The 26,259-nt window shown below is 72.1% G+C and carries 23 protein-coding genes and 1 pseudogene; 16 read left to right on the forward strand and 8 right to left on the reverse strand.

Features of this window, described 5'->3' with window-relative positions:
- Positions 1-61: 61 nt before the first annotated feature.
- From ACGWYJ_RS05830 to ACGWYJ_RS05850, 5 genes are all read left to right on the forward strand, one after another.
- The gene (locus tag ACGWYJ_RS05830; RefSeq protein WP_395104530.1) at positions 62-745 is read left to right on the forward strand and encodes a ComF family protein; all 684 of its coding nucleotides are present in this window, start codon (positions 62-64) and stop codon (positions 743-745) included.
- Positions 746-1,702: 957 nt separating this feature from the next.
- Positions 1,703-2,422: a ribosome hibernation-promoting factor, HPF/YfiA family gene (hpf, locus tag ACGWYJ_RS05835; protein WP_395104531.1), complete on the forward strand. Its 720-nt coding sequence runs from the start codon at positions 1,703-1,705 to the stop codon at positions 2,420-2,422.
- A gap of 334 nt (positions 2,423-2,756) precedes the next feature.
- Positions 2,757-3,413 carry a response regulator transcription factor gene (locus ACGWYJ_RS05840; RefSeq protein WP_231336292.1) on the forward strand — a complete coding sequence of 219 codons (657 nt, stop codon included), beginning with the start codon at positions 2,757-2,759 and terminating at the stop codon, positions 3,411-3,413.
- A gap of 102 nt (positions 3,414-3,515) precedes the next feature.
- Positions 3,516-4,676: a maleylpyruvate isomerase family mycothiol-dependent enzyme gene (locus ACGWYJ_RS05845; protein ID WP_395104532.1), complete on the forward strand. Its 1,161-nt coding sequence runs from the start codon at positions 3,516-3,518 to the stop codon at positions 4,674-4,676.
- Between the two features lie 224 nt (positions 4,677-4,900).
- Positions 4,901-6,079, forward strand: coding sequence for a winged helix-turn-helix domain-containing protein (locus ACGWYJ_RS05850; RefSeq protein WP_395104533.1), 1,179 nt, complete (start codon positions 4,901-4,903; stop codon positions 6,077-6,079).
- Between the two features lie 60 nt (positions 6,080-6,139).
- On the opposite strand, the gene ACGWYJ_RS05855 is transcribed toward ACGWYJ_RS05850, so the two are convergent.
- Positions 6,140-6,565: an HGxxPAAW family protein gene (locus ACGWYJ_RS05855; protein WP_395104534.1), complete on the reverse strand. Its 426-nt coding sequence runs from the start codon at positions 6,563-6,565 to the stop codon at positions 6,140-6,142.
- A 225-nt stretch (positions 6,566-6,790) separates the two neighbouring features.
- Here ACGWYJ_RS05855 and secA point away from each other — a divergent pair.
- Together secA and ACGWYJ_RS05865 are read left to right on the forward strand one after the other, a co-directional pair.
- A pseudogene (gene secA / locus ACGWYJ_RS05860) lies at positions 6,791-9,326 on the forward strand (preprotein translocase subunit SecA); the annotation flags it as partial.
- Positions 9,327-9,370: 44 nt separating this feature from the next.
- Positions 9,371-9,655, forward strand: coding sequence for an SEC-C metal-binding domain-containing protein (locus ACGWYJ_RS05865; RefSeq protein ID WP_395104624.1), 285 nt, complete (start codon positions 9,371-9,373; stop codon positions 9,653-9,655).
- Positions 9,656-9,718: 63 nt separating this feature from the next.
- Here the strand turns inward: ACGWYJ_RS05865 and ACGWYJ_RS05870 are convergent, their stop codons facing one another.
- The 4 genes from ACGWYJ_RS05870 to ACGWYJ_RS05885 all read right to left on the reverse strand — a co-directional run bounded on the left by ACGWYJ_RS05870 (position 9,719) and on the right by ACGWYJ_RS05885 (position 14,348).
- Entirely contained in the window at positions 9,719-10,231 is a 513-nt protein-coding gene (locus tag ACGWYJ_RS05870; protein ID WP_395104535.1) for an Rv3235 family protein, read from the reverse strand.
- A gap of 180 nt (positions 10,232-10,411) precedes the next feature.
- The gene (locus ACGWYJ_RS05875; protein ID WP_395104536.1) at positions 10,412-11,875 is read right to left on the reverse strand and encodes a PTS transporter subunit EIIC; all 1,464 of its coding nucleotides are present in this window, start codon (positions 11,873-11,875) and stop codon (positions 10,412-10,414) included.
- 84 nt (positions 11,876-11,959) lie between these two features.
- Positions 11,960-12,700 carry a GntR family transcriptional regulator gene (locus ACGWYJ_RS05880; RefSeq protein ID WP_395104537.1) on the reverse strand — a complete coding sequence of 247 codons (741 nt, stop codon included), beginning with the start codon at positions 12,698-12,700 and terminating at the stop codon, positions 11,960-11,962.
- Between the two features lie 244 nt (positions 12,701-12,944).
- Complete coding sequence (locus ACGWYJ_RS05885) at positions 12,945-14,348, reverse strand: PTS transporter subunit EIIC (protein WP_395104538.1); 1,404 nt, start codon at positions 14,346-14,348, stop codon at positions 12,945-12,947.
- Positions 14,349-14,545: 197 nt separating this feature from the next.
- On the opposite strand from ACGWYJ_RS05885, the gene nagA reads away from it, so the two are divergent.
- The 7 genes from nagA (at position 14,546) to ptsP (ending at position 20,368) form a co-directional block, all read left to right on the forward strand.
- Positions 14,546-15,721 carry an N-acetylglucosamine-6-phosphate deacetylase gene (gene nagA / locus ACGWYJ_RS05890; protein WP_395104539.1) on the forward strand — a complete coding sequence of 392 codons (1,176 nt, stop codon included), beginning with the start codon at positions 14,546-14,548 and terminating at the stop codon, positions 15,719-15,721.
- Positions 15,722-15,723: 2 nt separating this feature from the next.
- Positions 15,724-16,800, forward strand: a complete 1,077-nt coding sequence (locus ACGWYJ_RS05895; protein WP_395104540.1) for an SIS domain-containing protein — start codon at positions 15,724-15,726, stop codon at positions 16,798-16,800.
- Positions 16,801-16,841: 41 nt separating this feature from the next.
- Positions 16,842-17,072: a PTS glucose/sucrose transporter subunit IIB gene (locus ACGWYJ_RS05900; protein WP_285694375.1), complete on the forward strand. Its 231-nt coding sequence runs from the start codon at positions 16,842-16,844 to the stop codon at positions 17,070-17,072.
- Positions 17,073-17,173: 101 nt separating this feature from the next.
- Positions 17,174-17,623, forward strand: a complete 450-nt coding sequence (locus ACGWYJ_RS05905; RefSeq protein ID WP_395104541.1) for a PTS glucose transporter subunit IIA — start codon at positions 17,174-17,176, stop codon at positions 17,621-17,623.
- Positions 17,624-17,643: 20 nt separating this feature from the next.
- Positions 17,644-18,309 (forward strand): HAD family hydrolase, encoded by a 666-nt coding sequence (locus tag ACGWYJ_RS05910; protein ID WP_395104542.1) that lies wholly within the window; start codon positions 17,644-17,646, stop codon positions 18,307-18,309.
- A 57-nt stretch (positions 18,310-18,366) separates the two neighbouring features.
- Positions 18,367-18,639: an HPr family phosphocarrier protein gene (locus ACGWYJ_RS05915; protein WP_285694372.1), complete on the forward strand. Its 273-nt coding sequence runs from the start codon at positions 18,367-18,369 to the stop codon at positions 18,637-18,639.
- A gap of 10 nt (positions 18,640-18,649) precedes the next feature.
- The gene (ptsP, locus tag ACGWYJ_RS05920) at positions 18,650-20,368 is read left to right on the forward strand and encodes a phosphoenolpyruvate--protein phosphotransferase (RefSeq protein WP_395104543.1); all 1,719 of its coding nucleotides are present in this window, start codon (positions 18,650-18,652) and stop codon (positions 20,366-20,368) included.
- Positions 20,369-20,388: 20 nt separating this feature from the next.
- Here ptsP and ACGWYJ_RS05925 read toward each other — a convergent pair whose 3' ends face one another.
- From ACGWYJ_RS05925 to ACGWYJ_RS05935, 3 genes are all read right to left on the reverse strand, one after another.
- On the reverse strand, positions 20,389-20,817 hold the full coding sequence (locus ACGWYJ_RS05925) for a hypothetical protein (protein WP_395104544.1): 429 nt from the start codon (positions 20,815-20,817) through the stop codon (positions 20,389-20,391).
- A gap of 177 nt (positions 20,818-20,994) precedes the next feature.
- On the reverse strand, positions 20,995-22,647 hold the full coding sequence (locus ACGWYJ_RS05930; protein ID WP_395104545.1) for a glycoside hydrolase family 3 protein: 1,653 nt from the start codon (positions 22,645-22,647) through the stop codon (positions 20,995-20,997).
- Positions 22,648-22,940: 293 nt separating this feature from the next.
- On the reverse strand, positions 22,941-24,269 hold the full coding sequence (locus tag ACGWYJ_RS05935) for an N-acetylglucosamine kinase (RefSeq protein WP_395104546.1): 1,329 nt from the start codon (positions 24,267-24,269) through the stop codon (positions 22,941-22,943).
- Positions 24,270-24,330: 61 nt separating this feature from the next.
- On the opposite strand from ACGWYJ_RS05935, the gene ACGWYJ_RS05940 reads away from it, so the two are divergent.
- Together ACGWYJ_RS05940 and ACGWYJ_RS05945 are read left to right on the forward strand one after the other, a co-directional pair.
- Positions 24,331-25,329: a MurR/RpiR family transcriptional regulator gene (locus tag ACGWYJ_RS05940; RefSeq protein ID WP_395104547.1), complete on the forward strand. Its 999-nt coding sequence runs from the start codon at positions 24,331-24,333 to the stop codon at positions 25,327-25,329.
- Positions 25,326-26,222 (forward strand): N-acetylmuramic acid 6-phosphate etherase, encoded by an 897-nt coding sequence (locus ACGWYJ_RS05945; protein ID WP_395104548.1) that lies wholly within the window; start codon positions 25,326-25,328, stop codon positions 26,220-26,222. The genes ACGWYJ_RS05940 and ACGWYJ_RS05945 overlap by 4 nt, the downstream gene beginning before the upstream one ends.
- Positions 26,223-26,259 lie beyond the last annotated feature (37 nt).

Genomic DNA, 26,259 nt, shown 5'->3' on the forward strand with positions numbered 1-26,259 from the left:
AGTTATCCACATTCCCCGCACCCCATCCCGCCCCAGGGCCTCACGCCTCATCGTTGAACGTATGAAGCTCCTGGACGACCTGCTCGACCTGCTCCTTCCCCAGCTCTGCGCCGGCTGCGGGCGCTCACCCGCCCTTCTGTGCGCCTCGTGCCTGGCGTTCCTGGCCGGGAACACGCCGCGTCCCGCGTGGCCCGACCCGATCCCGAGGGGACTCCCGTCCCCTTGGGCGGCCGCGAGCTACGAGGGCCCGGTGCGCGCCGCGATCGTGGCCCACAAGGAACGGGGCCGCACCCCGCTGGCGGAGCCCTTAGGCCGCGCCCTGGCCACCGCGATCAGGACGGCCGTCACCCGTCCTGGCGTGGCCGTCGTGCCCGTCCCCAGCTCTCGTGCGGCCCTGCGGAAGCGCGGCCACGACCCCACCCGGCGCATGACCGTGGCCGCCGTCCACGCTCTGCGTACGTCCGGTGCGCCTGTCACGGGCCTGGACGCGCTCTACCACCGCCGCAGGGTGGCCGACCAGGCCGGCCTGTCCCAAACCGCGCGAGCGCGCAATCTGGCGGGTGCCCTGGGCGTCCTCCCAGGAGCCCCGGTGGCGGGCCGCGACATCATCCTGGTCGATGACGTCATCACCACCGGAGCCACCCTGTCCGAAGCCGCCCGCACCCTGAGAGCAGCAGGCGCCCGAGTCCAAGCCGCCGCCACCGTAGCCGCCACCCCCAAACACCACCCATCCCACCCCCAATAACCAACCCACACGCAACAACGGACCCCCGAAGCAGCGCCCACTCCAGCCGAGCCCCGCCTGAGCCGGGCCTGGACCGACCGGTATCAGCCTGAACGGAGGCCGAGCTGAGCGGGGCCCGCCCAAGCGTGGTCCCGCTGGGCGGGTGGCAGGTCAAGCAGATGGGTCGGGTGGATGGTGGTTTGGGTTGTCGGGGGTCCAGGGGGAGGTGGCTCGGGGGCGCGCCCTGGAGGGGTGGGAGGGGAGGGGAGGGGGTGAGGGCGAGAATGTTCGTGTGGGGTCGGTCACAGGGTGCTTAGTTACATGGAGTAGTGGGCGGGGGTCCGGTTTGGTGGGGACGCTCCGTGAATGGGGGATGGTCAATGGTCACGCCGAGTGATGTGGACGGTAGAGCTTTGTCAAACTCACCGGCTGGTCAGACAGCCATGACCTGCGCCGGTGGTGGACGGGGGATGCACGCGGATTACGTTGGTGCAACGGCTTGGGAGCGGGTTCGGAGGGGGTGAGGCAGGTGGCGACGCGGACATCGGTGATGACCGTCCGTGAGTATTTCCTGGCGTCACCCCCCTGACATTCATGGCGTAAGCGGTTAGCGTTCCTGACATGGCACCCGCCCGGGTCCGTGGTTGCGCCGGATCGCAGCGCTCGTCAGGAGCGTGGCAGCCGGTCCGGCAAGCCGATGCCAGGCGCAGGCGAAACGGCCCACGTAAGGCGACTTCTCGTCGACCGATCACGGTGCGCCTTAGAGGTAAGTCCTGCCCCGTCGAGGGATCCGACATCCCTCGAACCGGGAGAAGGGCAGTAGTGGCGAGAGCGCCGCGAGCCCCTCAGCAGGCGGATGTGGGGACGAAGACCAGGTCGGCCGGGCGGGTGCGACCCCAGCGGGTCGTGACGCCCGTCCCGCGCGTCCGAAGGGACGGGACGGGCGAAAGATCGCAATCGGGAGAAGGGGGGTCCCGCGTGGACATCACCGTGAGGGGCCGTCACACCGACGTCAACGACAGGTTCCGGCGCCACGTCGACACCAAGCTGGCCAAGATCGAGCGGCTGGACCGCAAGGTCATGCGGGTCGACGTCGAGGTCTCGCAGGAACGCAACCCGCGCCAGGCCGACCAGTGGGAACGGGTCGAGCTCACGATCCGCTCCAAGGGCCCGGTGATCCGGGCCGAGGCCGCGGCGGACGACCGGTACGGAGCCCTCGACCTCGCCCTGGGCAAGCTGGAGTCCAAGCTGCGCCGCGAACACGACCGCAGGAAGGTCCACCACGGCAGCCGGTCACCGGCCAAGCTCGCGACCATGGAGGCGATTCCCGACGCCACCGCGGACGCGGCTCCCGCGCCGCAGGGCGGCAAGGCCGGGAACGCGGCGCGGCGCCGCCCACAAGGAACCCGATCCGTGCCCGCGAAGCCCGCACAGGCCGACCCGGCGCCGGCGACGGCCCGCGGCAAGGAACGGGCGGACGAGCAGCTGGTGCCCATCCCGACGGAGGGCGACTGCCCGCTCGTCGTGCGCGAGAAGTTCCACAAGGCCGACCCGATGGGCATCGAACAGGCGCTTTTCGAGATGGAACTGGTCGGCCACGACTTCTTCCTCTTCCGGGACAAGGCCACGGGTCACCCTTCCGTCGTATACAGGAGGAGAGGCTGGGACTACGGCGTCATCCGGCTCGTTGAGGAGTGATGCGCGGCATGCGTCACGTCGCGGTCGAGAGCGTGTCATGATCTAGAAAGGCGTCAACAAGCAAGCCGCGGACGCGGTGGTCCGGGGCAGCAGGGATCCGCGCCGAGCGCGCGCCCCGAGGGAAGTCCTCGGCGGTGGACGGTCCCGCCCCTCGGTCCGCCCCCCGCCCGCGTGCCCCTCCGTCCATCCAAGACCTCAGAGTGAAGGGGGGAAGCGGCGTATCCTCCACGCCGCGACTCAGGTGAGCGAGAATCCCCAGGCTCGCGGCGCCGCGGCGGCACCCCGGCAGGCCGCCTCCGGCGACACCCCGGCAGGCGAGGGCCCGGCCGATCCCATCCGCGTGCTCATCGTGGACGACCACGCGCTGTTCCGCCGCGGCCTGGAGATGGTGCTGCAGGGCGAGGACGACATCGAGGTCATCGGTGAGGGCGGGGACGGGCACGAGGCGGTCGAGATGGCGGGCGACCTGCTGCCCGACGTCGTCCTCATGGACATCCGCATGCCCCGCCGCAGCGGCATCGAAGCCTGCACGGCGATCAAGGAAGCGGCGCCCAGCGCCAAGATCGTGATGCTGACCATCAGCGACGAGGAGGAGGACCTCTTCGAGGCGATCAAGGCCGGGGCCAGCGGCTATCTGCTCAAGGAGATCTCCATCGACGAGGTGCCGCAGGCGGTGCGCGCCGTCCACGGCGGCCAGTCGCTGATCAGCCCCTCGATGGCGTCCAAGCTGATCACGGAGTTCGCGGCGCTGGCCAAGCGCAGCGAGGAGCGCACGCAGCAGGTCCCCGCCCCCCGTCTCACGGAACGCGAGATGGAGGTGCTGCGCCTGGTCGCCCGCGGCCTGGGCAACCGGGAGATCGCCCGGGAGCTGTTCATCTCCGAGAACACCGTCAAGAACCACGTCCGGAACATTCTGGAGAAGTTGCAGTTGCACTCCAGGATGGAGGCCGTGGTATACGCGGTCAGGGAGAAGCTTCTCGAGATCACCTGAGGGGCGCCGCGGGTTACCGGGACGCCGGTGGTCACAGAGGATCTTCATCCGGCCCGGCCACCACGAGCGAAGAGTGAACGCCGGGCCAAGGAGGGGATCACCATGACGGCGTCGCACCGGGACGTGGCGCCCCTGCTGGCTGCCTTCGCGATCGGCGCCTGCTCGCCGCAGGAGGCCGCCCTCGTCCGAGAACACCTGGCCGACTGCGCCGAATGCGCCGACGAAAGCCGCCTCCTCTTCGCCTCGACCAACCCCGCCACCCCTCAGACCCCGGACGATCCGCGATCCGACCCCTCAGCCCCCGTCCCGGTGCCCGATGACCAGAAGCCGGTGCCGGAGGGTTTGCGCGCTCGGGTTCTGGGGGCCGCGGTGCGGCGGCGGGCGCCCGCGCCTGTGGTGCCTGAGTTCGCGGCGCCGTACGCGGCGCAGGTCTCCGTGCTGGACGCGCTGCTGGCCGAACTGAGCGCGGAGGAATGGGCGACCACGGTCATCTATGACTGGAACGTTCAAGACGTGGTCGCGCATCTGTCCGCCACCGATCGTTTGTTGATCGAGCAACTACCTGCGATGCCGCACGTCGCGGAGAACGATGTCCGTGGGGACGGGGGCCGGCGGGGTGCTGGGTTCCCGGGGGTTCGTGCGGGCGCTGGTGCGCCGCAGGAGGATGCCGGGCGATCCGGGGTCGCGGGAGGGGGTGGTCAGAATCGGGTGGAGGCTTACACGGCTGAGGCGATCGGGTTCGAGCGCGGGCGGCGTGTTGAGCAGACCTGGGGGAGTTGGCACCGCCAGGCGCGGGAGCTTTGTGCTCGGCTGAACACTCTGGAGCCGGGGCGGAAGGTGGACATCCTGCAGCCGATGCGGTTGGACAACGCGGTCGTCGCCCGTGCCTTCGAGACGTGGGTGCACAGTACGGACATCGCCAAGGTCGTCGGGCGGAACCTGCCCGCTCCTCTGCCTCAGCATCTCCACGCCATCGCCGCGCTAGGGGTGCGCGCCCTTCCGGCGGCCTGGTCGTCGCGCGGGCTGGGCCCTGAAGGACGGGCGCGGGTCGTGCTGGAGGGCCCTGGGGGAGGCGACTGGCTCGTGACGCTGGGCGGGGACGGTGCGGCGGCGCCGGTGGTCACGTTGCGCATGGACGCCCTGGAGTTTTGCATGCTGGCCGCCGACCGTCGCGATCCCTCCACAGTGGCCGCGTCCATCAGCGGTGACCAGACGATAGGCCGCCACCTGCTCGAAGCCGCGCCTGCCTTCGCCGGGCCATGAGCACGGGACGGCGTGCTCTGACGGGCCTCCCGGGCGGACGTGCGACGGTTTTCCGGTCAAGCGGCGCGGCCTGGGCGGTTCGGGAGAGTGGTGGCTGGGCGCCGGGCTTCTGAGGTTCCGCCTCCCATCGATTGCCTGACCGGCCCTGCCGTGGACGTTGCGCGACGGGCCCTCGGGGAACCGGCAATCGGGTTTTGTCGGTGTTGTCGCCTAGCATCGGCGGCGTGGATGGCATCGAACTCAGCGCGGACGAGGCACGGCGGTTGCAGCTTCGCGCTCAAGGGCTGCTCGGGTCGGGCCTGCGGCGCGGCGGGATGCGAGGGTTGCTGGGCGCGCTGGGCGCCGTCCAGCTCGACACGATCTCCGTCCTGGCGCGTTCGCACGAGCTGGTGCCGTACGCGCGGCTCGGCGCCATCGGGCGGGACGCGGTCGAGGCGGCCTACTGGGGTGAGGGCGCGGGCTTCGAGTACTGGGCCCACGCGGCCTCGGTGCTTCCCCTGGAGGATTGGCCGCTGTTCTCGTTCAGGCGGCGGGCGTTCCGGGCGCGGGGGTGGCGCTGGCACAAGGTGCCCGAGGGGGTGTGCGAGGACGTCCTGAAGAGGCTCAGGGCCGAGGGGCCGCTGACCACCAAGGAACTGGGCGGGGCGAAGGCGGGCGGCGACTGGTGGCAGTGGAGCGACCACAAGATCGCGATCGAGTGGCTGCTGGACATCGGCGAGGTCGTGTGCGTCCGGCGGATCGGGTGGCGGCGCGTGTACGACCTGGCGGAACGGGCGATCCCGTCCCGGCTGCTCGACCGGGACCCGGACGACACCGAGTGCCTGACCGGCCTGGTCGCCCGGTCGGCGCGGTGTCTCGGCGTCGGGACGCGGACGGACCTGGCCGACTACTACCGGTTGAGGGCCGACCAGGTCGACGCGGTGGCGGAGGCGGCGGGGCTCGTCCCGGTCAAGGTCGAGGGGTGGCGCAACGGGGCGTGGGCCGATCCCGGGGCGCTGGCGGAGCCGGTACGGGGACGGCACGCGACGACGCTGCTGTCGCCGTTCGACTCACTGGTCTGGGACAGGGCCCGGACGTCCCGGATGTTCGGGTTCGATCATCGCCTGGAGGCGTACGTGCCCAAGGCCAAGCGCGTCCACGGGTACTTCGCGATGCCGGTGCTGGCCGGAGGGCGCCTGCTGGGAAGGGTCGATCCGGCACGTGAGGGACGCACGCTGGTGGCCCGGCAGATCTCCTTGGAGCCCTGGGCGGTGAAGACGGCCGCCCGGAGGGAGACGGCCTTCGACGCCCTGCGCACCGCCTTGTGGCGTGCGGCGGAGTGGGTCGGATGCGACGCCGTACGGGTGGAGAAGGTCGATCCCTCCGACCTGGCGTCCCTGCTCGTGCTCGACCCGCCGGACTAGCCGCCGAGGCCCACGTACCGGGCCTGAGCTCAGGGCCCGGTACGTGGGCCGGGGGAATGCTCAGCCGTGCGGGGTGTGTTGGGTATCGGTGTGGACGGGCTTGTCGAGTGTTTCACCGGCCCGGCCGCCGCGCCGTTTGGCCGAGCGGCTGCCGAAGACGGAGTAGTCGACGATCTCGGGGATCACCCTCGGGGCGTCCACCACGACATCGGAGAAGATCTTCACCGCTCCGCCGACGATGAAGCCCACCACGACGATCGCGACGCCGATCCAGAACGTGATCCAGGACGGGCCGACGGTCAGCGCGACCCCGCCGACGACGAAGCCGGTGACCATGATCGCGACGGCCACCCAGGAACCGGGGCGGCCGGCGTGCGAGCCGTGGCTCTCCTCGGGAAGGTACTTCTCCTCTGAGCCGGAGGGCGGCGCCTTCCGCTGTTCTTCGGAGCCGTCGTCCTTCCGGGTGCCGGGGGCTTCCTCGGACATGTCACGCTCCCCTCGATCCGTGTACCGGGACCAAGTGGTCCCGATGGGGCCCTAGAACCGCACCGAAGGGTCTTCCTCGCACCCGGAAGGCCAAACAGGACGCGCCGCGCGGATTGCGTCGCGACGTGACCTAGACCATTCTGGGTCTCGCCTACGATGGCATCGTACGTGTGGTGTGCGTGCCGCCCGAAGCGGTGACCCACGATCTGCAAGGAGCCTCCGAGAGTGCCGCCAGTCATCGATAAGATCCTTCGTGCGGGCGAGGGAAAAACCCTGCGCAAGCTCAAGAAGCTCGCGGATCAGGTCAACTCGATCGAGGAAGACTTCCTCGAGATGAGCGATGCCGAGTTGCGCGAGCTGACCGACAAGTACCGGGAGCGCCTCGCCGACGGCGAGACCCTGGACGACCTGCTTCCCGAGGCGTTCGCCACCGCCCGTGAGGCGGCTAAACGCGTGCTGGGGCAGCGGCACTACGACGTGCAGGTGATGGGTGGTGCCGCGCTGCACCTCGGCAACATCGCGGAGATGAAGACCGGTGAGGGCAAGACCCTGACCTCGGTGCTGCCCGCGTACCTCAACGCCCTGACCGGCGACGGCGTGCACATCGTCACCGTCAACGACTACCTGGCCAAGCGCGACGCCGAGTGGATGGGCCGTGTGCACCAGTTCCTCGGCCTCGAGGTGGGCGTCATCCTCCCGCAGATGACCCCGGAGGAGCGCCGCGCCGCCTACAACGCCGACATCACCTACGGCACCAACAACGAGTTCGGGTTCGACTACCTGCGCGACAACATGGCCTGGAGCCTGGACGAGTGCGTCCAGCGCGGCCACCACTTCGCGATCGTGGACGAGGTCGACTCGATCCTGATCGACGAGGCCCGGACACCGCTGATCATCTCCGGTCCGGCCGAGCAGAACTCCAAGTGGTACGCCGAGTTCGCCAAGATCGTCCCGCGGCTGAAGCGGGCCGAGCTGATCAGCACCGCCGGGCAGGTGGACCAGTACGGCCCGGGTGACTACGAGGTCAACGAGAAGAAGCGCACGGTCGGCATCACCGAGTCCGGCGTGGAGAAGGTCGAGGACTGGCTCGGCATCGACAACCTGTACGACTCGGTCAACACGCCGCTGGTGAGCTTCCTCAACAACGCGCTGAAGGCCAAGGAGCTGTACAAGCGCGACAAGGACTACGTCGTCATGAACGGCGAGGTCCTGATCGTGGACGAGTTCACCGGCCGCATCCTGCACGGCCGCCGCTACAACGAGGGCATGCACCAGGCCATCGAGGCCAAAGAGGGCGTGGCCATCAAGGACGAGAACCAGACCCTCGCCACGATCACCCTGCAGAACTACTTCCGGCTGTACGAGAAGCTCAGCGGGATGACCGGTACCGCCCAGACCGAGGCGGCCGAGTTCAACAAGACCTACAAGATCGGCGTCGTGCCGATCCCGACCAACGAGCCGATGATCCGTGACGATGTCGCCGACGTCGTCTACAAGACCGAGCAGGCCAAGTTCGAGGCGGTCGTCGACGACATCGCCGAGCGGCACGAGAAGGGCCAGCCGGTCCTGGTCGGCACCACCTCGGTGGAGAAGTCGGAGCGGCTGAGCAAGATGCTGCGCCGCCGCGGGATCCCGCACCAGGTGCTGAACGCCAAGCACCACGAACAGGAGAGCGCGATCGTCGCGGAGGCCGGCCGTATCGGCGCGGTCACCGTCGCGACCAACATGGCCGGCCGTGGTACCGACATCATGCTCGGCGGCAACCCCGACTTCCGCGCCGACCTGGAGCTGCACGGCCGCGGGCTGTCCCCGCTGGAGACGCCCGAGGAGTACGAGGCGGCCTGGCCGGAGGCGCTGGAGAAGGCCAAGGAGGCCGTCAAGGGCGAGTACGAGAAGGTCGTGGAGGCCGGCGGCCTGTACGTGCTGGGCACCGAGCGGCACGAGTCGCGGCGGATCGACAACCAGCTGCGCGGTCGTTCCGGCCGGCAGGGCGACCCGGGCGAGTCCCGGTTCTACCTGTCCCTGGAGGATGACCTGATGCGGCTGTTCAACTCCGCCAGGGTCGAGTCGATCATGACGCGCCTGAACATCCCGGACGACGTGCCGATCGAGTCCAAGATCGTGTCGAACGCGATCAAGTCGGCGCAGAGCCAGGTGGAGCAGCAGAACTTCGAGATGCGCAAGAACGTCTTGAAGTACGACGAGGTGCTGAACCGGCAGCGCCAGGTCATCTACGCCGAGCGCCGCAAGGTGCTGGAGGGCGAGGACCTGCACGAGCAGGTCCGCAACATGATCGACGAGGTCGTGGACGGCTATGTGGCGGGGGCCACCGCCGAGGGCTTCGCCGAGGAATGGGACCTGGACAAGCTCTGGAAGGCGTTCAAGCAGCTCTACCCGATCTCGGTGACCGTGGACGAGCTGATCGAGGAGGTCGGCGAGATCTCCGCGCTGGACGCCGAGACCCTGGCCGAGAAGATCCGCGAGGACGCGCAGGCCGCGTACGACAAGCGCGAGGAGGAGCTCGGCCCCGAGGTCATGCGGGAGCTGGAGCGCCGCGTGGTGCTGTCGGTGCTGGACCGCAAGTGGCGCGAGCACCTGTACGAGATGGACTACCTGCAGGAGGGCATCGGCCTGCGGGCGATGGCGCAGCGCGACCCGCTGGTGGAGTACCAGCGCGAGGGCTACGACATGTTCAACGCCATGCTCGACGGCATCAAGGAGGAGTCGGTCGGCTACCTGTTCAACCTCGAGGTCGAGGTCGAGGAGCAGCCGGAGGCTCCCACGGTGGGCGCCGAGCCCGTCGAGGTGTCCAAGTCCGCCCCGTCCGGCAAGGTCTCCACGGAGAAGGAGGCCAAGGGCGCGGAGGAGGCCAAGGACGAGACGCCGCAGATCAAGGCGAAGGGCCTGGACAAGCCCAAGCGCGCCAAGAAGCTGGACTACTCGGCCCCGACGGTCGACGGTGAGGGCGGCGTCGAGCACCACAGCGAGGACGCCAAGGACGAGTACGCCGGGGTCTCCCGCAACGACCCGTGCCCCTGCGGGTCGGGCAAGAAGTTCAAGCGCTGCCACGGCGACCCGCGCAACCGGTAGTCGCCGTCCAGTAGTCGCCGAAGCGTCGGCCCCCGGAAGGATTCCCCTTCCGGGGGCCGGCGTTCATTTGGCCCGGTGGGTGGCCGGGATGGTGGTTTCCAGGGCGGTGCAGCGCCAGTCGCCTCGGGTGTGTTCGAGGCGTACGGCGAGGGCGTGGACGTGGCCGCCCAGCCTGACCACGGCGCCCGTTTCCAGGGCGCCGGGGACGAGGTCCTGAAGCCACGTCCGCAGGATCCGCGGCGGCGCCACCGGGGTCCGCCGCGCGGGCGTCCGCTGGACGGCCAGGCCCTGCCACACGTCCGGGACGGCGCGTCCGGCGAGGTGCCGGGGAGGGCGCGTCCCGGCGAGCACCTCGATGATCAGACGGAGGGTGGTCTCGGCGGTCTCGCGTGGGGGCGGCGCGCCGGCCACCGCCAGGTGCGATCGTCGCCGTTCCCGGGCCGCGTTCGCGGGAGCGAGCGCGAGGGCGCCGTCGGTGTGCCGGGGTCCGATGCGCGCGCTGATCCGTACGACGGTGGGACGCCGCGTCGTGGGACGTCCGGGAACCAGGGCCGGGAGACGGCGTGCTTCGCGCATGAGGGCTCCTTGGGAGGCGGCCATGTTCTCCACCACCAGAGGCACGCGGGCACCGGTTGATACGCGCGTGGCCTCATGCGGTCAAGCGAAGGGCAAAGGAACGGCGGCGGGCGTCGTGTGTGGGGGCGACGCCCGCCGCCATTGGGGACGAGTCCTCCTGTGGGCGTGGGGGGAGGACCCTTAGGACGCGCCGTCCGAGGAGGCCGCGCTGTCCGAGGAGGCCGAGCTGTCCGCGGAATCGGTGTCGGCCCGCTCCGCCTTCTTCTCGGACGATGACGACGACCCGGACGAGGACCCGGACGACCTGCGGCCCGTGGAGGCGGCCGCGGCGGCCAGTTCGGGCTGCGCCGCCGGGTCGGCCGCGACCGAGTCCTCGCCCTCGGGTTCGCGGCCCGGGGTGGCGAAGTCGAACTTCTCGATCAGGAACTTGAAGATCACGTAGTACAGGACGAAGTAGATCACCCCAAGTCCCACGATGAGCGGCAGGCCCTCGGTGTTGTCCTTGGTCATGTTGAGCAGGAAGTCGATGCCACCGGCCGAGAAGCTGAACCCGAGCTGGGCCCCCGCCGCCTCCAGCAACGCCATCGAGATGCCGGTGAGCACGACGTGCACCGCGTACAGGAGGGGCGCGACGAACATGAACGCGAACTCGATGGGCTCGGTGACGCCGGTGACGAACGCGGTGAGCGCGCCGGAGATCATGATGCCGCCGACCGCGGCGCGCCGGTGCGGCGGGGCCGCCCGCCAGATCGCCAGGGCGGCGCCGGGCAGGCCGAACATCAGGACGGGGAAGAACCCGGCCAGGAAGCCGCCCGCGTCGGGGTCGCCGGCCAGGTAGCGGTTGATCTCGCCGTGCACCACGCCGTCCGCGGTCTGGTAGTCGCCGAACACGAACCAGATCAGGGAGTTGGGGATGTGGTGCAGGCCGAACGGCAGCAGCAGGCGGTTGACCACGCCGTAGATGCCGGCGCCCGCGGCGCCCGCGCCGGTCAGCCAGTCGCCGAAGTCGGTCAGCCAGCCGCCCAGGACCGGCCAGATGAACCCGATGACCACGCCCAGCACCACGGCGGCGAACGCGGTGATGATCGGCACGAACCTGCGGCCGCCGAAGAAGGCCAGCCAGGTGGGCAGCTTGATCCGGTAGAACCGCTGGTAGAGCAGGGCGGTGACGACACCGATCAGGATGCCGCCGAGCACGTCGGTGGGGTTCTTGGCGCCCCAGTCGATGACCGTCTGGTTGGCCCCGTCCACCACCTTGGTGATCTGGACCCGTCCCTGGAGCTCGTCGCTGTAGGAGAAGATCACCTTGGAGACCCGGTCGTAGACCAGGTAGCCGACCACGGCGGCGAGCGCGGTGGAGCCGTCGGAGCGGCGCGCGAAGCCGATGGCCACACCGACCGCGAACAACAGCGGCAGGGCGGCGAACAGCGCGTCACCGGCGTTGCCGACGACGTTGGCGACCTCCGTCCAGCCCAGGCCGTCGGCGCCGAGCAGGTCGGCCTGGCCGAGGCGGAGCAGGATGGCCGCGGCGGGGAGGACGGCGATCGGCAGCATCAGGCTGCGGCCGATGCGCTGCAGGACCGCCAGCGCCGCCGACCCTGGACGTGGCGCGGCGGTCCCGTCCACTGCGGTTGTCGAACTCATCAGGGGCTCCTCCAATATCGGGGGGTGACCGGCGCTGGTGCGGCCGGCCTGTTCGGGCTGGAGACGAGGGCCCGGACGGGCGGTTTACGTCCGTCTCGGCGGATTTCCGAGAGCGGTGTGGATCTGGTAGCGGTCGGCCCGGTAGGTCGACACGCCGAGTTCCGCGCAGACGCCCCCGGAGTAGGAGCGGCGTTGCAGGTTCAGCACGGCGCTGCCCCGGGCGATCTTCAGGTGCCTGGCCTCGGTGGCGTCGGCGAGCCCGGCGTCGATGGTCTGGTCGCCGGCGTCGAAGACCAGCCCGTACACCGCCTCGAGGACGCCGTACAGGGACCGGTCGGCCAGCCTCCGGTCGAGCAGGTCGGGGGCCAGCGAGGCCAGGATGTGCGCGCGTTCCACCGCCATCGGCTCGCCGTCGGCGGTGCGCAGCCGTTCGATGACGTGGATCCTGGTGCCCTGCTCGACCTCGAAGATGCGGGCGAGCCGGGCGTCGGCGGGCACGGTGCGGCGGTCGAGGTCGACCGCGCCCGGACGCAGCCCGCGCGACAGCATGTCCTCGGTGAACGAGACGAGCCGGAGCGGCATCTCGATCTTGGGACGTGCCACGAACGTGCCCTTGCCCGGGACCCGGTACAGCCGTCCCTCCGCCACGAGCTGGTCCACGCCCTGGCGGACCGTCATCCGGGACAGCCCGTACCGGCCGCACAGCTCCCTTTCGGACGGGATCGGCGCGTCGACCGGCAGCTCCGCCCCCTCGATCATGTCGAGCAGGATGCCCCGGAGCTGGAAGTACTTGGGCACCGGGCTGTGCGGGTCGATGGTCGTCACGGGCTTCCTCGCGGGCCGGGTCAGAGCGGCGGGACTTCCGGTTCGCCGTGTTCGCCTGTTCGTACGTGGTCGTGCTGGTCATACTGGGTCGTACTGGTCTAGGCCGGACTAGACCACAGCCCGCGACGGCATGTCAATGCATGATTCAATAACGACCGGATTTCGCCAGGGACGCCTCCCGCGATGAGAATCTCCAGGTCAGTGGCCGCCGTTCGGTGGCCCTTCAGCGGCCGTTCGGGGACCCTCAGCGGGGGTCTTCCTCCGGTTCGCGGCCCGGGGTCGGCAGGTCGAAGCGCCGGATGACGAAGCTGAAGACCGCGTAGTACAGCACGAAGTAGACCACCCCGAGCCCGACGATCAGGGGCAGCTCGCGCGTGTTGTCCTTGGTGGCGTTGAGCAGCAGGTCGATCAGCCCGGCCGAGAAGCTGAACCCGAGCTGCGCGCCCACCGCCGCCATCAGGTACGTGGACACGCCGGTGAGCACCACGTGGATCCCGTACAGGGCGGGCGCCACGAACATGAACGAGAACTCGATCGGCTCGGTCACGCCGCAGACGAACGCGGTCAGCGCCGCCGACACCATCAGCCCGCCGACCGCGCCGCGCCGGTGCGGGGGCGCGGCCCGCCAGATCGCCACGGCGGCGCCCGGCAGCCCGAACATCAGCACGGGGAAGTACCCGGCCAGGAACCTCCCGGCCTCCGGGTCCCCCGCCAGATAGCGGTTGATCTCCCCGTGCGCGACACCGCCCGCCGCCTCGTAGCCGCCGAAGACGAACCAGACCAGCGAGTTGAGGATGTGGTGCAGGCCGAACGGCAGCAGCAGCCGGTTGGCCACCCCGTAGATCCCCGCGCCGGCCGCGCCGAGCCCGGTGATCCATTCGCCGAACGCGTCGATCCAGCCGCCCAGCGCGGGCCAGACCAGCCCGAACGCGACCCCGAGCAGCAGCGCGGCGGCCGCGCTGACGATGGGGACGAACCGGCGCCCACCGAAGAAGGCCAGCCAGGACGGCAGCCTGGTCTTGTAGAAGCGCTGGAAGAGCAGGGCGACCAGCAGGCCCACCACGATTCCGCCCAGGACCTGGGTCGGGTTCTGGGCGCCCAGGTCGAGGGCCTGGGCGGGCGACCCGCCCGGGGCCGGCCCGGCGGTGGTCACGGAGCCGCGCAGCTGCTCCGAGTGCGCGAACATGACCTTGGTGACCCGGTCGAACACCAGGTAGGCGATCACGGCCGACAGCGCGGTGGAGCCGTCGGCGCGGCGGGCGAAGCCGATCGCCACCCCGACCGCGAACAGGATGGGCAGGTTGTCCATCACGGCGCCCCCGGCCGCGGCGAACACGTCGGCGATCCTCGTCCAGCCGAGCCCGTCCGGGCCCAGCAGGTCGTCCTGGCCGAGGCGGAGCAGGATCCCCGCCGCGGGCAGCGTCGCGATCGGCAGCATGAGGCTGCGGCCGATCCGCTGCAACACCGTGAACGCCGCGGGCCAGCCGCCCCCGCGGCCCCGCCGGGCGCCGCCCCGACCGCCCCTCCCGTCGTCGCCGAGCAGGGCTTGGGACGTGCCCGGCCCGCCGGTCCCGCCGACGCCCCCCGCCGTGCCGGTGCCGTCCGTGCCGCCCGCCGCGTCCCGGCCGGTGCCGTGTTCGTACGCCATGGAGCCCAAGGTCCGACGACCTCCCCCGAAGAGATCTGGAGCGATCCAGCGGACCGAAGCGTGGAACGTCGGTTTGCTGGCGCTCTATCTGTTTCGTTGACTTGTGGGATATGGTGCGTACTGGTCTAGTCCGGACTAGACCAGTACGCCGCCAAGGCGGCGATCCGTGTTCACGGCGTCACAGAGAGTGCGCGCTCATGGCATCACTTCTGGTCACCGCTAGCAGCGTGATTGCCTCCCCTGAGGATGGCTTTACCCGCGTCTTGTCCCCGGGATACGTCCGGATGGAGAACGGCGTGATCGTTGACGTGGGCGAGGGACGTCCCGGAGGCGCGCCCGACGTCGAGCTGGACGGCGGAACGCTGGCGCCAGGACTCGTCGACCTCCAGGTCAACGGGTATTACGGGGTCGACATGGTGGACGCCGACCAGGGCGGCTGGCGCACCGTCGTGAGCCGGCTGCCGGAGACCGGGGTGACCTCGTTCCTGCCCACGTTCATCACCGCGCCCGTCGAGGCGCTGGCCGAAGCGCTGCGCCGCACCCGCGACCTGCTGCCCGCGCTGCCGGAGAACACCACCCGCGTGCTGGGCGTCCACCTGGAGGGGCCGTTCCTCTCCGAGAAGCGCAAGGGCGCGCACAACGCCGCGTACCTCACCGACCCCACGCCCGAGGCGATCGGCGCGCTGCTGGAGACCGGGCTGGTCAAGCTGGTCACCCTCGCCCCCGAACGGAACGGCGCGCTGGAGGCCGTCCGAACCCTGGTGGCCAACGGAGTGCTGGTCAGCGTGGGCCACAGCGACGCGACCGCCGGCCAGGTCGCCGCGGCGGCCGACGCCGGGGCGCGCAAGGTCACCCACATCTTCAACGCCCAGTCCGGCGTCCATCACCGCGACCCGGGCGTGGCCGTGCAGGCGCTCGCCGACACCCGGTTGAGCCCCGGCCTCATCCTCGACCTGCACCATGTGTCCGCGCCCGCCTGCCGGCTGGTGTTCCAGGCGGCGGCCGGACGGGTCGTGCTGGTCACCGACGCCGCCGCGTCCGCCGGGATGCCGCCCGGCACCTACGACCTGGGCGGGGAGCCCATCGAGATGCCCGCGGAGGGCCCGCCGCTCCGCGCCGACGGCACGATCGCCGGTTCCGCGCTGCGCCTGGACGAGGCGATCGCCAACGCCGTGCGGATCGGGGTGGACCCGGTCACCGCCGTCGACGCGGCCACCCGCGTGCCCGCCGACCTGATCGGCCGTCCCGACCTGGGCCGCGTCGCCCCCGGCGCCGCGGCCGACCTGGTGTGGCTGGACGAGGGGCACCGGGCGCGTGCCACCTGGATCGCGGGACATGAGGTGTACTCGAGAGATCGGCGGGGGGACGCGTGACGATGACCACCACCAGGATGCGCGCGGAGATCGGCGAGCAGCCCGAGGCGCTGCGCAGGACGATCGACGCGCTGCTGCCGCGCGTCCCCGACCTGGCCGCGCTGGCCGGGGAGACCCGGCAGGTGCTGTTCATCGCGCGCGGCTCGTCCGACAACGCCGCCGTGTACGGGCGGTACCTGGTGGAGTCGCACGCCGGGCGGCTCGCGTCGCTGGCGGCGCCGTCCATCGCCACCACCTACCGGGGCAGGCTGGACCTGGACGGGGTGCTGGCCGTCGCGATCAGCCAGTCCGGCAAGACCGAGGAGATCGTCGAGACCCTGGACTGGGCGGCCGGCTGCGGCGCCAGGACCGTCGCGATCACCAACGGGGAGGGCTCGCCGCTGGCGGAGAGCGCCGAGGTCGCGTTGATCACCGAGGCCGGGGCGGAGATCGCCGTCCCCGCCACCAAGACCTACACCACCCAGCTCGCCGCGCTCGCCGTCCTCGCGATCGGGCTGGGCGCCCAGGGAGGCGGCGGACCGGCCGGCGGGGGCGAACCGCTCGACATCGCCGACCTGCGCCGGGCGCCCGACGAGGTGGCCCGGCTGATCGAGCTGACCGAGGCGTCCGACCAGCTCCCCGAGATCGTGGCGGAACTGGCGGAGGTGCAGGGCACGGTGGTGTCCGGGCGCGGCATCGCGTTCGGCACCGCCCTGGAGCTCGCCCTCAAGATCAAAGAGGCGTGCTACCTGCACGCCATGGGACTGTCGTACGCCGATCTGCTGCACGGGCCCATCGCCGTGGTGGACGACCGGACCCCGGCGCTGCTGGTCGCGGCGGACTCCGGGCCGACCCTGCCGGGGACGGTGGCGCTGGCGCACCGGGTCCGCGACGCGGGCGCCCGAGCGTACGGTGTCGGTGGCGGGCCCGGGCTCGCCGCGGCCTGCTCGCGCGCGCTGCCCGGCCCGGACCTGCCCGAGTGGGTGGCGCCGCTGGGACTGATCGTCCCGGGGCAGATCCTGGTCGAGGCGCTGGCCCGCGGGCTCGGCGCCGACCCCGACGTTCCCCGAGGACTCAACAAGGTGACCCAGACCGACTGACGACCGGGATCGGATCCCCCTAACCCTCCGCAGGAGAGACCATGGACAAGGCCGAGGCCATCGTGAAGGCGCTGGGCGGCGCCGGCAACATCGTGGAGATCGAGCCCTGCGCCACCCGGCTCAGGACCGAGGTGTCCGATCCCGCCAAGGTGGACGACGCGGCGCTGAAGGCGGCGGGCGCCTACGGCGTGATGCGCAGCGGGCGGGTCGTCCAGGTCGTCGTCGGCCCCGAGGCCGACACGATCGCCAGCGACATCGAGGACATCCTCTGACCGGGGACGTCCACTGACCCTCCGCCCACCGAAGACCCCGCGGATACCCAACTCTCACCCTCAGTAACCCTCACCATCCCCTACCCCAGGGAGCCGTAGCGATGACGCGAGTTCTGTCGCCGGTCGGCGGCACGGCCGTCGGGCTTGCCGGCGTGCCCGACCTGGTGTTCGCCAAGGCCATGGTGGGTCCCGGCACGGCGATCGACCCCGTCAGGGAGCCCGGCGACGCGCTGGCCCCCGTGGACGGCACGATCGTCAAGCTGCACCCGCACGCGTACGTGGTCGTGGACGCCGAAGGCCACGGGGTCCTGGTCCACCTCGGCGTGGACACCGTCCAGCTCAAGGGGGAGGGCTTCGAGCTGCTCGCCACCGAGGGCGACCGGGTGGTGGCCGGCCAGCCGCTGGTCGCCTGGAACCCGGCCGCGATCGAGGCGGGCGGCCGTTCCCCCGTGACCGCCGTGGTGGCGCTGGACGCCGGCGAGGACGCGCTCAGCTCCGTGGTGGAGTCGGGCGCCGTCGAGAGGGGGGCCGAGCTTTTCGTCTGGAGCTGACGCAGCCGGGGGAGCCGCTGGTGCTGGTCCGCCCCGCCGCGGTGGTGTTCGACCTGGACGGGACGCTGATCGACACCGAGCCGCGCAGCCGAGTGGTGTGGACCTGGCTGTTCGATTCGCACGGGGTCGCCCACAACCCCGACCTGATCGCCTCGTTCGCGGGACGGCGCGGCAGGGACGTGCTGGCCGAGCTGCTGCACCTGTTCCCCGGCCGCACCGTCGACGAGCTGTTCCAGCAGGCGATCTCCTACCGGCACGGCCCGGACTCGCCCGCCGTCGCTCCCATCCCCGGCGCGGTCGAGTTGGTGCGGCGCCTGCGCGACGCGGGCGTCCCGCTGGGCGTGGCCACGTCGGGGCAGCGCGCGCACGTCGAGGGGATGCTGGAGGAGCTGGGCGTCCGGGACTGCTTCGGCGCCGTCGTCACCGCCGACGACGTGACCGCCGGCAAGCCCGACCCGGAACCCTTCCTGACCGCCTGCGCGCGGCTGGACGCGCCGCCGGAGCGGTCGGTGGGGTTCGAGGACGCGCCCGCGGGCGTGGACGCGGTGAAGGCCGCGGGCATGACCTGCGTCGGCGTCACCACCACGCTTCCGGCGCCGGCGCTGGCCGCCGCCGACCGCGTCGTGGCCGACCTGAGTGAAGTGGATGTTGTGCCGGGGCCCGCGCTGCGGGTACCGGGTGGCTGAGAGTGTGCCGAGACCCGGCGGTACCGACCTGCCGCCGGGAACTACCGAGGAGTTGCTGTGACCGAGCGTAACGTCAAGATCGAGTCCAGGGTGGGTCTGCACGCGCGGCCGGCCGCGTTGTTCGTGCAGACCGCCGCCAAGGCCCCGATGGACGTCACAGTGGCCAAGCGCGGGGGAACTCCCGTGAACGCCAAGAGCATCCTGGCCGTGCTGGGCCTCGACGCCCGCCACGGCGAGGAGGTCGTGATCGCCGCCGAGGGGGAGGGCGCCGACGACCTGCTCGACACCCTGGAGCGGCTGCTGAGCACCCCGGAGCCCGACGGTGCCTGACGGTTCCACGATGCCCCCCGTCCCGGGCCGGGGCCTGGGGTTGTTCCTGCGGGGCGCCGGCGTGAGCCCCGGGATCGGCGCCGGTCCCGTCCGTACCCTCGCGGGTGCCGTGCCCGAGCCCCCTGTCGGCGCCCGTCACGGCGGCGACGCCGCCGCCGAGAAGGCCGCGGCCGCCGCGGCGCTCGAAGCGGTGGCCGCCGACCTGGAGGAGCGCGGCGAACGGGCCGCCGCGCTCGGCAACAAGGACGGCCAGGAGGTGCTGGGCGCGCAGGCGCTGATGGCCCGCGACCCCGGCCTGGCCGACGGGGTGGCCGCCAAGATCGACAGCGGGCTGGCCGCCGCCCGCGCCGTGTTCGAGGCGTTCGGCACGTACCGGGACATGCTGGCGAGCGCCGGCGAGTACCTGGCCGCCCGGGTGAGCGACCTGGACGACATCCGCGACCGCACCGTGGCCAGGCTGATGGGCCTGCCGATACCGGGCGTGCCCGTGTCGGACACGCCGTTCGTGCTGGTCGCGCGGGATCTCGCGCCCGCCGACACGGCGCTGCTCGACCCGGAGCTGGTGGTCGCGTTCGTGACGGAGGAGGGCGGGCCCACCAGCCACACCGCCATCCTGGCCCGCACCATGGGCGTCCCCGCCGTGGTGGCGCTGGCCGGTGCGATGGAACTGGCCGAGGGCACCCGCGTGCTCGTGGACGGCGCCGCCGGGACGGTGCGCATCGACCCGTCCGAGGACGAGGTGCGGACGGCCCGCGACGCGTCCGCCGCCCGCGCGGCGCTCCTGCGCGAGTCCACCGGCCCGGGTGCCACCAAGGACGGTCACCGCGTCCCCCTGCTGGCCAACATCGGCGGCCCGAAGGACCTGGACGCCGCGCTCCACCACGGGGCGGAGGGGGTGGGCCTCTACCGCACCGAGTTCCTGTTCCTCGACCGCGCGACACTGCCCTCCGACGACGAGCAGGAGCGGGCGTACCGGACGGTCCTGGAGGCGTTCCCCGAGGGCCGCGTCGTCGTCCGGACGCTGGACGCGGGCGCCGACAAGCCCCTGGCCTTCCTGCCGCCGCCCGGCGAGGAGCCCAACCCGGCCCTCGGCGAGCGCGGTCTGCGCATGGCCAGGGCGTACCCGGACGTTCTGCAGGCGCAGCTCCGGGCCCTGGCCGCGGCGGCGTCCGGGCTGCCCGCCAGGCTGGAGGTCATGGCCCCGATGGTGACCGACGCCGACGAGGCGGCGTTCTTCGCCAAGGCGTGCCGCGCCGCCGGGATCGAGCGTCCGGGCATCATGGTGGAGGTGCCCGCCGCGGCGCTGCGCGCCCGCGACCTGGCCGCCGAGGTGGAGTTCTTCAGCATCGGCACCAACGACCTGACCCAGTACGCCTGTGCCGCCGACCGGCAGATCGGCGGCCTGGCCCCGTTCCAGGACCCGTGGCGGCCCGCCATCCTCGACCTGGTGGCGATGACCGCCGGCCCCGCGGCCGACGCGGGCCGTGGGTGCGGGGTGTGCGGCGAGGCCGCCGGGGATCCCGCGCTGGCCTGCGTGCTGGTCGGGCTGGGCGTGACGTCACTGTCGATGAGCGCGCCCTCCCTGCCCTTGGTACGGGCCGCGCTGGCCCGGCACACCTTGGACGAGTGCAAGCGCGCAGCGGCGGCGGCCCGCAAGGCCCGCACGGCGGGTGAGGCGAAGGACGCGGCCCGCGCCGAACTGCCTCTCCTCGCGGAGCTGGGACTCTAGGAAACGCGACGGCCGCCGGCTCATCCGACGATGAGCCAGCGGCCGCCGTCCTGCCTGAGGGTGTACGTGGACGCGAGCAGGCCGCCAGGACGGGCGGGCGCGGTCTTCCAGCGCAGCGTCGCGAAGTCCACGACGAGGTCGCCGGGCTGGGAACCCGGCCGGGCGGTGGGCACGGTCACGCCTCGCAGCGCGGTCAGGTCCTGGGGCCGTAGCCTGCTTCTGGCCTGGGCGAGCCCCGTGCGGCAGCCGCCCTCGGCGCCGAACAGGGTGCGCTCGTACTCGGGCGCGAGGTGCGCGCACACCCGGGCGTCACCGATCGCGATGCCGCGCAGGAATCTGAAGAGCGTCAGCCGCGCCGGGAACGTGTTACCTGGCGCGGCCGAGGCTTGCGTTGCCGCGCCCACGGAGGTCGGTGTCTCCAGGCCCGGCTCGGGTGTGAGCGGCGGCATGGTGACCTCGTCCGTCCCTCCGCACGCGGCGGTCGCCTGAACGAGGACGGCCGAGAGAGCCGCAACGCGGAACGCGCGTGACGCAAGGGATGGGCTGGGCACGGGGACCTCCGCGGGGAAGGTGCGAACCTCCGAGGATCCTCCCAGGGCGGGGAGCGCTCGTCCACCGGGCCTTCGTCACTTGTAGGTGAGGCCGTGCCCGACGGGCATGCCGCCCGCCCGCACAGGGAGCCGCCCGGTGGGCTTCACGACCCCGGCGATCACCTTGGCGAGGGCCCTGACCGCGGGCGCGCCGGAGGAGTAGGTGGCCAGCGCCGCGTCGGCCCGTCCGGCACGGTCGAGATCGTAGGGACGGCCCAGCGCCGCCACCACGACCGGCTTGGAGCCGAACGCCCGGACGCGGGCCGCGGTCGACGACCCGGCGTTCAGCGTGGTCAGGACGACGGCGTCCGCGCCGGCGTACGTCCCGCTGACCTTGACACCCGCGCGGCGCAGCGCGGCGCTCAGCGCCTCCTCGCGCGGGCCCGTCACGTAGACGGTGCGCTCGCGCAGCGGAAGCAGCCCGCCGTCGTTGCGGACGAGGGTCACGGCGCGCTCCGCTATCCGCTCGGCGGTGGCCCGGTGCGCGGCCGACCGGATGATCGCACGCGCGCGCCCCGGGTCGGCGGTGGTGCCGCGGAACAGCCCTCGCCGTTCCTTGAGCCGCAGGATCCGGCCGACGGCCTCGTCCAGCCGCTGCCGGCTGATCGTGCCGTCGCGGACGGCGCGCAGCACCGCGCGGTAGGCCACCGAAAGCCGGGGCGGCATGAGCAACTGGTCGGCGCCCGCGTTCACCGCGCGGACCGCCACGGCGGCGTCGCTGTACCGCACGCGCGCCCCCTGCATCCGGAGCGAGTCGGTGACGATCACGCCCTGGTGGCCGAGCCGGTCCCGCAGCAGCCCGGTCAGCACCTTCTTGGACAGCGTGGCCGGGTCGCCGGACCGGTCGAGCCCCGGGACGACGATGTGCGCCGACATGATCGCGTCCACCCCGCTCCGGATGGCGGCCTGGAACGGCGGCGCGTCCAGCCGTTCCCACTCGGCGCGGCTGTGCTTGATGACCGGCAGCCCGGTGTGGCTGTCGGTGGCGGTGTCGCCGTGCCCGGGGAAGTGCTTGGTGGTGGCCGCGACCCCCGCGGACTGGTAACCGGCGACGGCGGCCGGCACCATCCGCGCCACCAGGCCGGGGTCGGCGCCGAACGACCGGAGGCCGATCACCGGGTTCGCGGGGTTCACGTTGACGTCGGCCACCGGGGCGTAGTCCTGGTTGATGCCGACGGCGCGCAGCTCGGTGCCGGTCACCTGGGCGGCGGCGCGGGCGTCCTCCGGACGGCCGGTGGCGCCCAGCGCCATGTTCCCGGGGAACCTGGTCAGGAACGGAGCCCGGCTGACCAGGCCCTGCTCCTCGTCCACGCCGAGCAGCAGCGGCAGCTTGGACGAGCGTTGCAGCGCGTTGGACAGCGCCGCGGTCTTCTCCGGGCCGCCCGCGAGGTTGCCGGGGAAGTAGATCAGCCCGCCGACGTGATAGCGCTTGATCATCGCCGCCGCCTCGGCCGGGCCTTCGAAGGACGGCACGAACAGCTGACCGACCTTCTCCTCCGGCGACATCTCCGCGACGTAGCCGGGGATCCAGGCGCCGCTGGTGGGCGCGGGGGACCGGGGTGCCCTCCCGTCGGCCGGGGTCCGTGCCGTGCCGGAGGGACGTCCGTCGTCGGGCGCGCCGCCACCGCAGCCGGCCAGCGGCAGGACGACGGCCGCCACGGCCAGCGTGATCGATCGTGAGACGCGCACGGACCAGGCCCCCCGACATGGTCGCTTAACGACAGAGTCTCTGAAACGGCCCTGGAGACGTTAACCGCTCGTACAGCGTGTGTCGACCCGCGCCGCGCGCGTCAGCCGAGCTCAGGACAAGGCCGGAGCAAAGCTCTGGCAGGGAGAAGGCATGGGCGGCCCCACGGAAGGTGGGGTGGGATGCGGGGTCACTCGTCGCGCGGTGACGCGCGCGGTGTGGCGGCGGGGCCGGCCCGGGGGCGACATCCGGGACGGCTACCGCTGCGGCCGTGCCTCTTGGGCTTCGGCCGCCTCTAGAGGCCGAGCCTGCGCAGGGCCAGGGCGGCGGCGCCGCGAGCGCCGTCCCCGGCCGGGCAGGGCTCGGCGGCGAAACGGTCACGCAGCCCGGCGCGGACCGCCTCGGCGACGGGTCCTTCGCGCAGTACCGAGCCGTGCATGACCACGGGGGCGTACGGTTCGTTCAGTGCCGGGCGGACCGCGTCGACGTCCCGCAGCAGCACCTCGGCGGCCTCCGCGGTGATCCGCAGCGCCACCGGATCACCCGCGGCCGCGGCGGCCGCGACCACCGGGCCGAGACGGCCCAGCGCCGCGGGCGGGCGGCCGTACACCTCTTTGATGATCGCCTGGGCGAGTTGCGGGTTGGGCGGATGGGCCGGCGCGACCGGCCCGTCCACCCGGTCGGGCGGCGGACCGCCCGGACCGGCGGCCGGGTGACCGCGGGGCGGCTGGCCGCGGGCCGCGTGGCCGAGCGCGTCCCCATCTGGCGGATGGGGCTCGTCCGGCTCCAGTACCGCGGTTCCCGCGCCGCGGCCCAGGGACGCCGGTGCGGGAACGGGGACGGGTGCTGGGTGGTAGGGACGTGGACCGGGGGCGAGCGCGGCGCCGCCATGGCCTACCGCGGCCGCTCCATGGCCAGGAGGGTGGCCGGAGTGACCGAGGTGGCCGGTGTGGCCGGAGCCCGGCGGTGACGGGGCGGACAGGGACGCCGGCCCGCGGTGGTGCCGCGGGCGGCGCCTGGCCGCGTCCAGCTCCTGGACGACCGCGGCGCCGAGCAGCGCGCGCGGCACCGCCTCGGTCAGCAGCGTCGGGGAGCCCCGGCCGTCGTAGGCGGCCAGGGCGGCCCGGACCGCCTCCCTGCCCAGCCAGACGGCCGATCCCTCGTCCCCGACCAGCCAGCCGTAGCCGTCGGCGCGCTGCACGATCGCGCCGTCACTGATCACCGCGGCGCCCGCGCCGGTGCCGGAGAACACCACGATGCCCTTGGAGGCGGTGGTCCCGGCGGCGAAGGCGACCGCGATGTCGGTCACGACGGCGGGCGAGCCGCGCAGACCTGCGGCGTTCCAGGCGCACCGCGCGGCGGCGACCGCGGCGGGACGTCCCGCCGAGCCCGCGCCGGCGATGCCGAAGACGCCACCGATCACCTGGGAACGATCCACGTCACCGAGCGCCTGCCGCAGGGCCGTGGCCAGCGCCATCGCGGCGTCGCCCCCGGAGTTGGGGTTGGCGCCGGGACCGGTTCCCGAACCGGCCTCGGCGCCCCCGAGCGTTAGTACGACACAGCGGGTTTTCGTGCCACCCGCGTCTATGCCGATCACGTATGGACCGGCCAAATGGGTCAACACATGGCGACCGTAGCCTTTTCTACCGTTGACGCGACATCCTCCATGTAAGAAAATTTCTTCCATGAGGAAACCCACCGGCCCCGAGCCGGGGAGCGCCGGGGACCCGGCCGCGCTCAGGACACCGGTGTCGCCATCCGCCCCCTCCAGGGAGACACCCCCCGAGGCGGCCAGGGACGCGACGCCTTTGAGCACCGTCGTCAGGGTGCGCTCCCTGCTCCCATCACTGCCTCCCGCCGAGCGGCGGGTCGCGCAGCGCGTCATCGACGACCCCGAGGGGGTCGCGAACTCCACCATCACCGAGCTCGCCCAGGCATGCGGCACCTCCGAGACCACGGTCATCAGGTTCTGCCGGGCGATCGGCTTCCACGGTTACCCGGAGCTGCGGCTCACCCTGGCCACCGAGGCGGGCCGCGCGCAGAGCGCCACCGGCGGCCGGGTCATCGGCAGCGACATCAGTCCCGACGACTCCCTTGAGCAGATCGTGGAGAAGGTCACCTTCGCCGACGCGCGCGCGGTGGAGGAGACCGCCGCGCAGCTCGACATCAAGATGCTCGAACAGGTCGTGGACGCGGTCGTGGCCGCCGACCGCGTCGACGTCTACGGGGTCGGCGCCAGCGCCTTCGTCGCGGCGGACTTCCAGCAGAAACTGCACCGCATCGGCAGAGTGTGCAGCGCGTGGTCCGACGCCCACATCATGCTCACCAGCGCCGCGGTACTGGGCCCTGGGGACGTCGCGCTGGGCATCTCGCACACCGGCGCCACCGTCGAGACCATCGACGCCCTGGAGGTGGCCAAGGCCAAGGGCGTGACGACCGTGGCCCTGACCAACTTCCCGAAATCGCCCATCGCCGAGGTGGCCGACCTCATCCTCACCACGGCGGCCAGGGAGACCACGTTCCGCTCGGGCGCGACCGCCAGCCGGCTGGCGCAGCTGACGGTGGTCGACTGCGTGTTCGTCGGCGTGGCCCAGCGCACGTACGGGCCGACCCGCAAGGCGCTGGAGGCCACCTTCGAGGCCGTCCGCGGCCGCACCGTCCGACCCGACCGGAGGCGTCGTTGATCGACACTGACCTGCCCACCGAGGGGCGCAACCCGCGCACCCTCGACGTCGACACGCTGCCCACGCTGGAGGTGCTCCGCCGCATCAACGCCGAGGACGCGACGGTGCCGCTGGCGGTGGAGTCCGTGCTGCCGGAGATCGCCCGGCTGGTGGATCTGGCGGTCGTCGCGCTGCGCGGCGGCGGCCGGGTGCACTACTTCGGCGCCGGCACCTCAGGCAGGCTGGCCGTGCTGGACGCGGCCGAGCTGCCGCCCACGTTCGGAATCTGGGGCCGGGTGGTGGCGCACAACGCCGGGGGCTTCGGCGCGCTGTCCCAGGCCGTCTCGGAGGTCGAGGACGACCTGGACCTCGGCGCCAGGGACGCCGCCGAGGTGCAGCCGGGCGACATCGCCATCGGCATCGCGGCCAGCGGGCGCACCCCCTACGTGCTGGGGGCGCTGCGGGCGTCCACGGCGGTCGGCGCGCGAACCGCGCTGATCAGCTGCAACCCGCGCACGCCGCACGGGGACGAGGTGGAGGTGCACATCGCGCTGGCCACCGGGCCCGAGGTGATCAGCGGATCCACCCGGATGAAGGCGGGCACCGCCACCAAGCTGGTGCTCAACTCCTTCTCCACCACGCTGATGATCAGGATGGGCCGCACCTACTCCAACCTGATGGTGAGCGTGAACGCGCTCAACTCCAAGCTGCGCGCCCGGCTGGTGCGCATTCTCACCGAGGCGACCGGGATGGACGCCATGACCTGTGAGAACGCGCTGGTCGAGGCCGGGGGGGACACCCGCGTGGCGCTGGTCTCGCTGCTCGGCGAGGTCCCGGCCGCGCGCGCGACGGTCGTTCTGGAGGAGACCGACGGCGGCGTCAGGGAGGCGCTGCAGCGGCTCAGGTCGGCCTGAGGCCGGCCGGGCCCACCGGGGGCCGAACGGGGATCCA

Source organism: Actinomadura sp. SCN-SB (genome assembly GCF_043906805.1).
Lineage (GTDB): Bacteria > Actinomycetota > Actinomycetes > Streptosporangiales > Streptosporangiaceae > Spirillospora.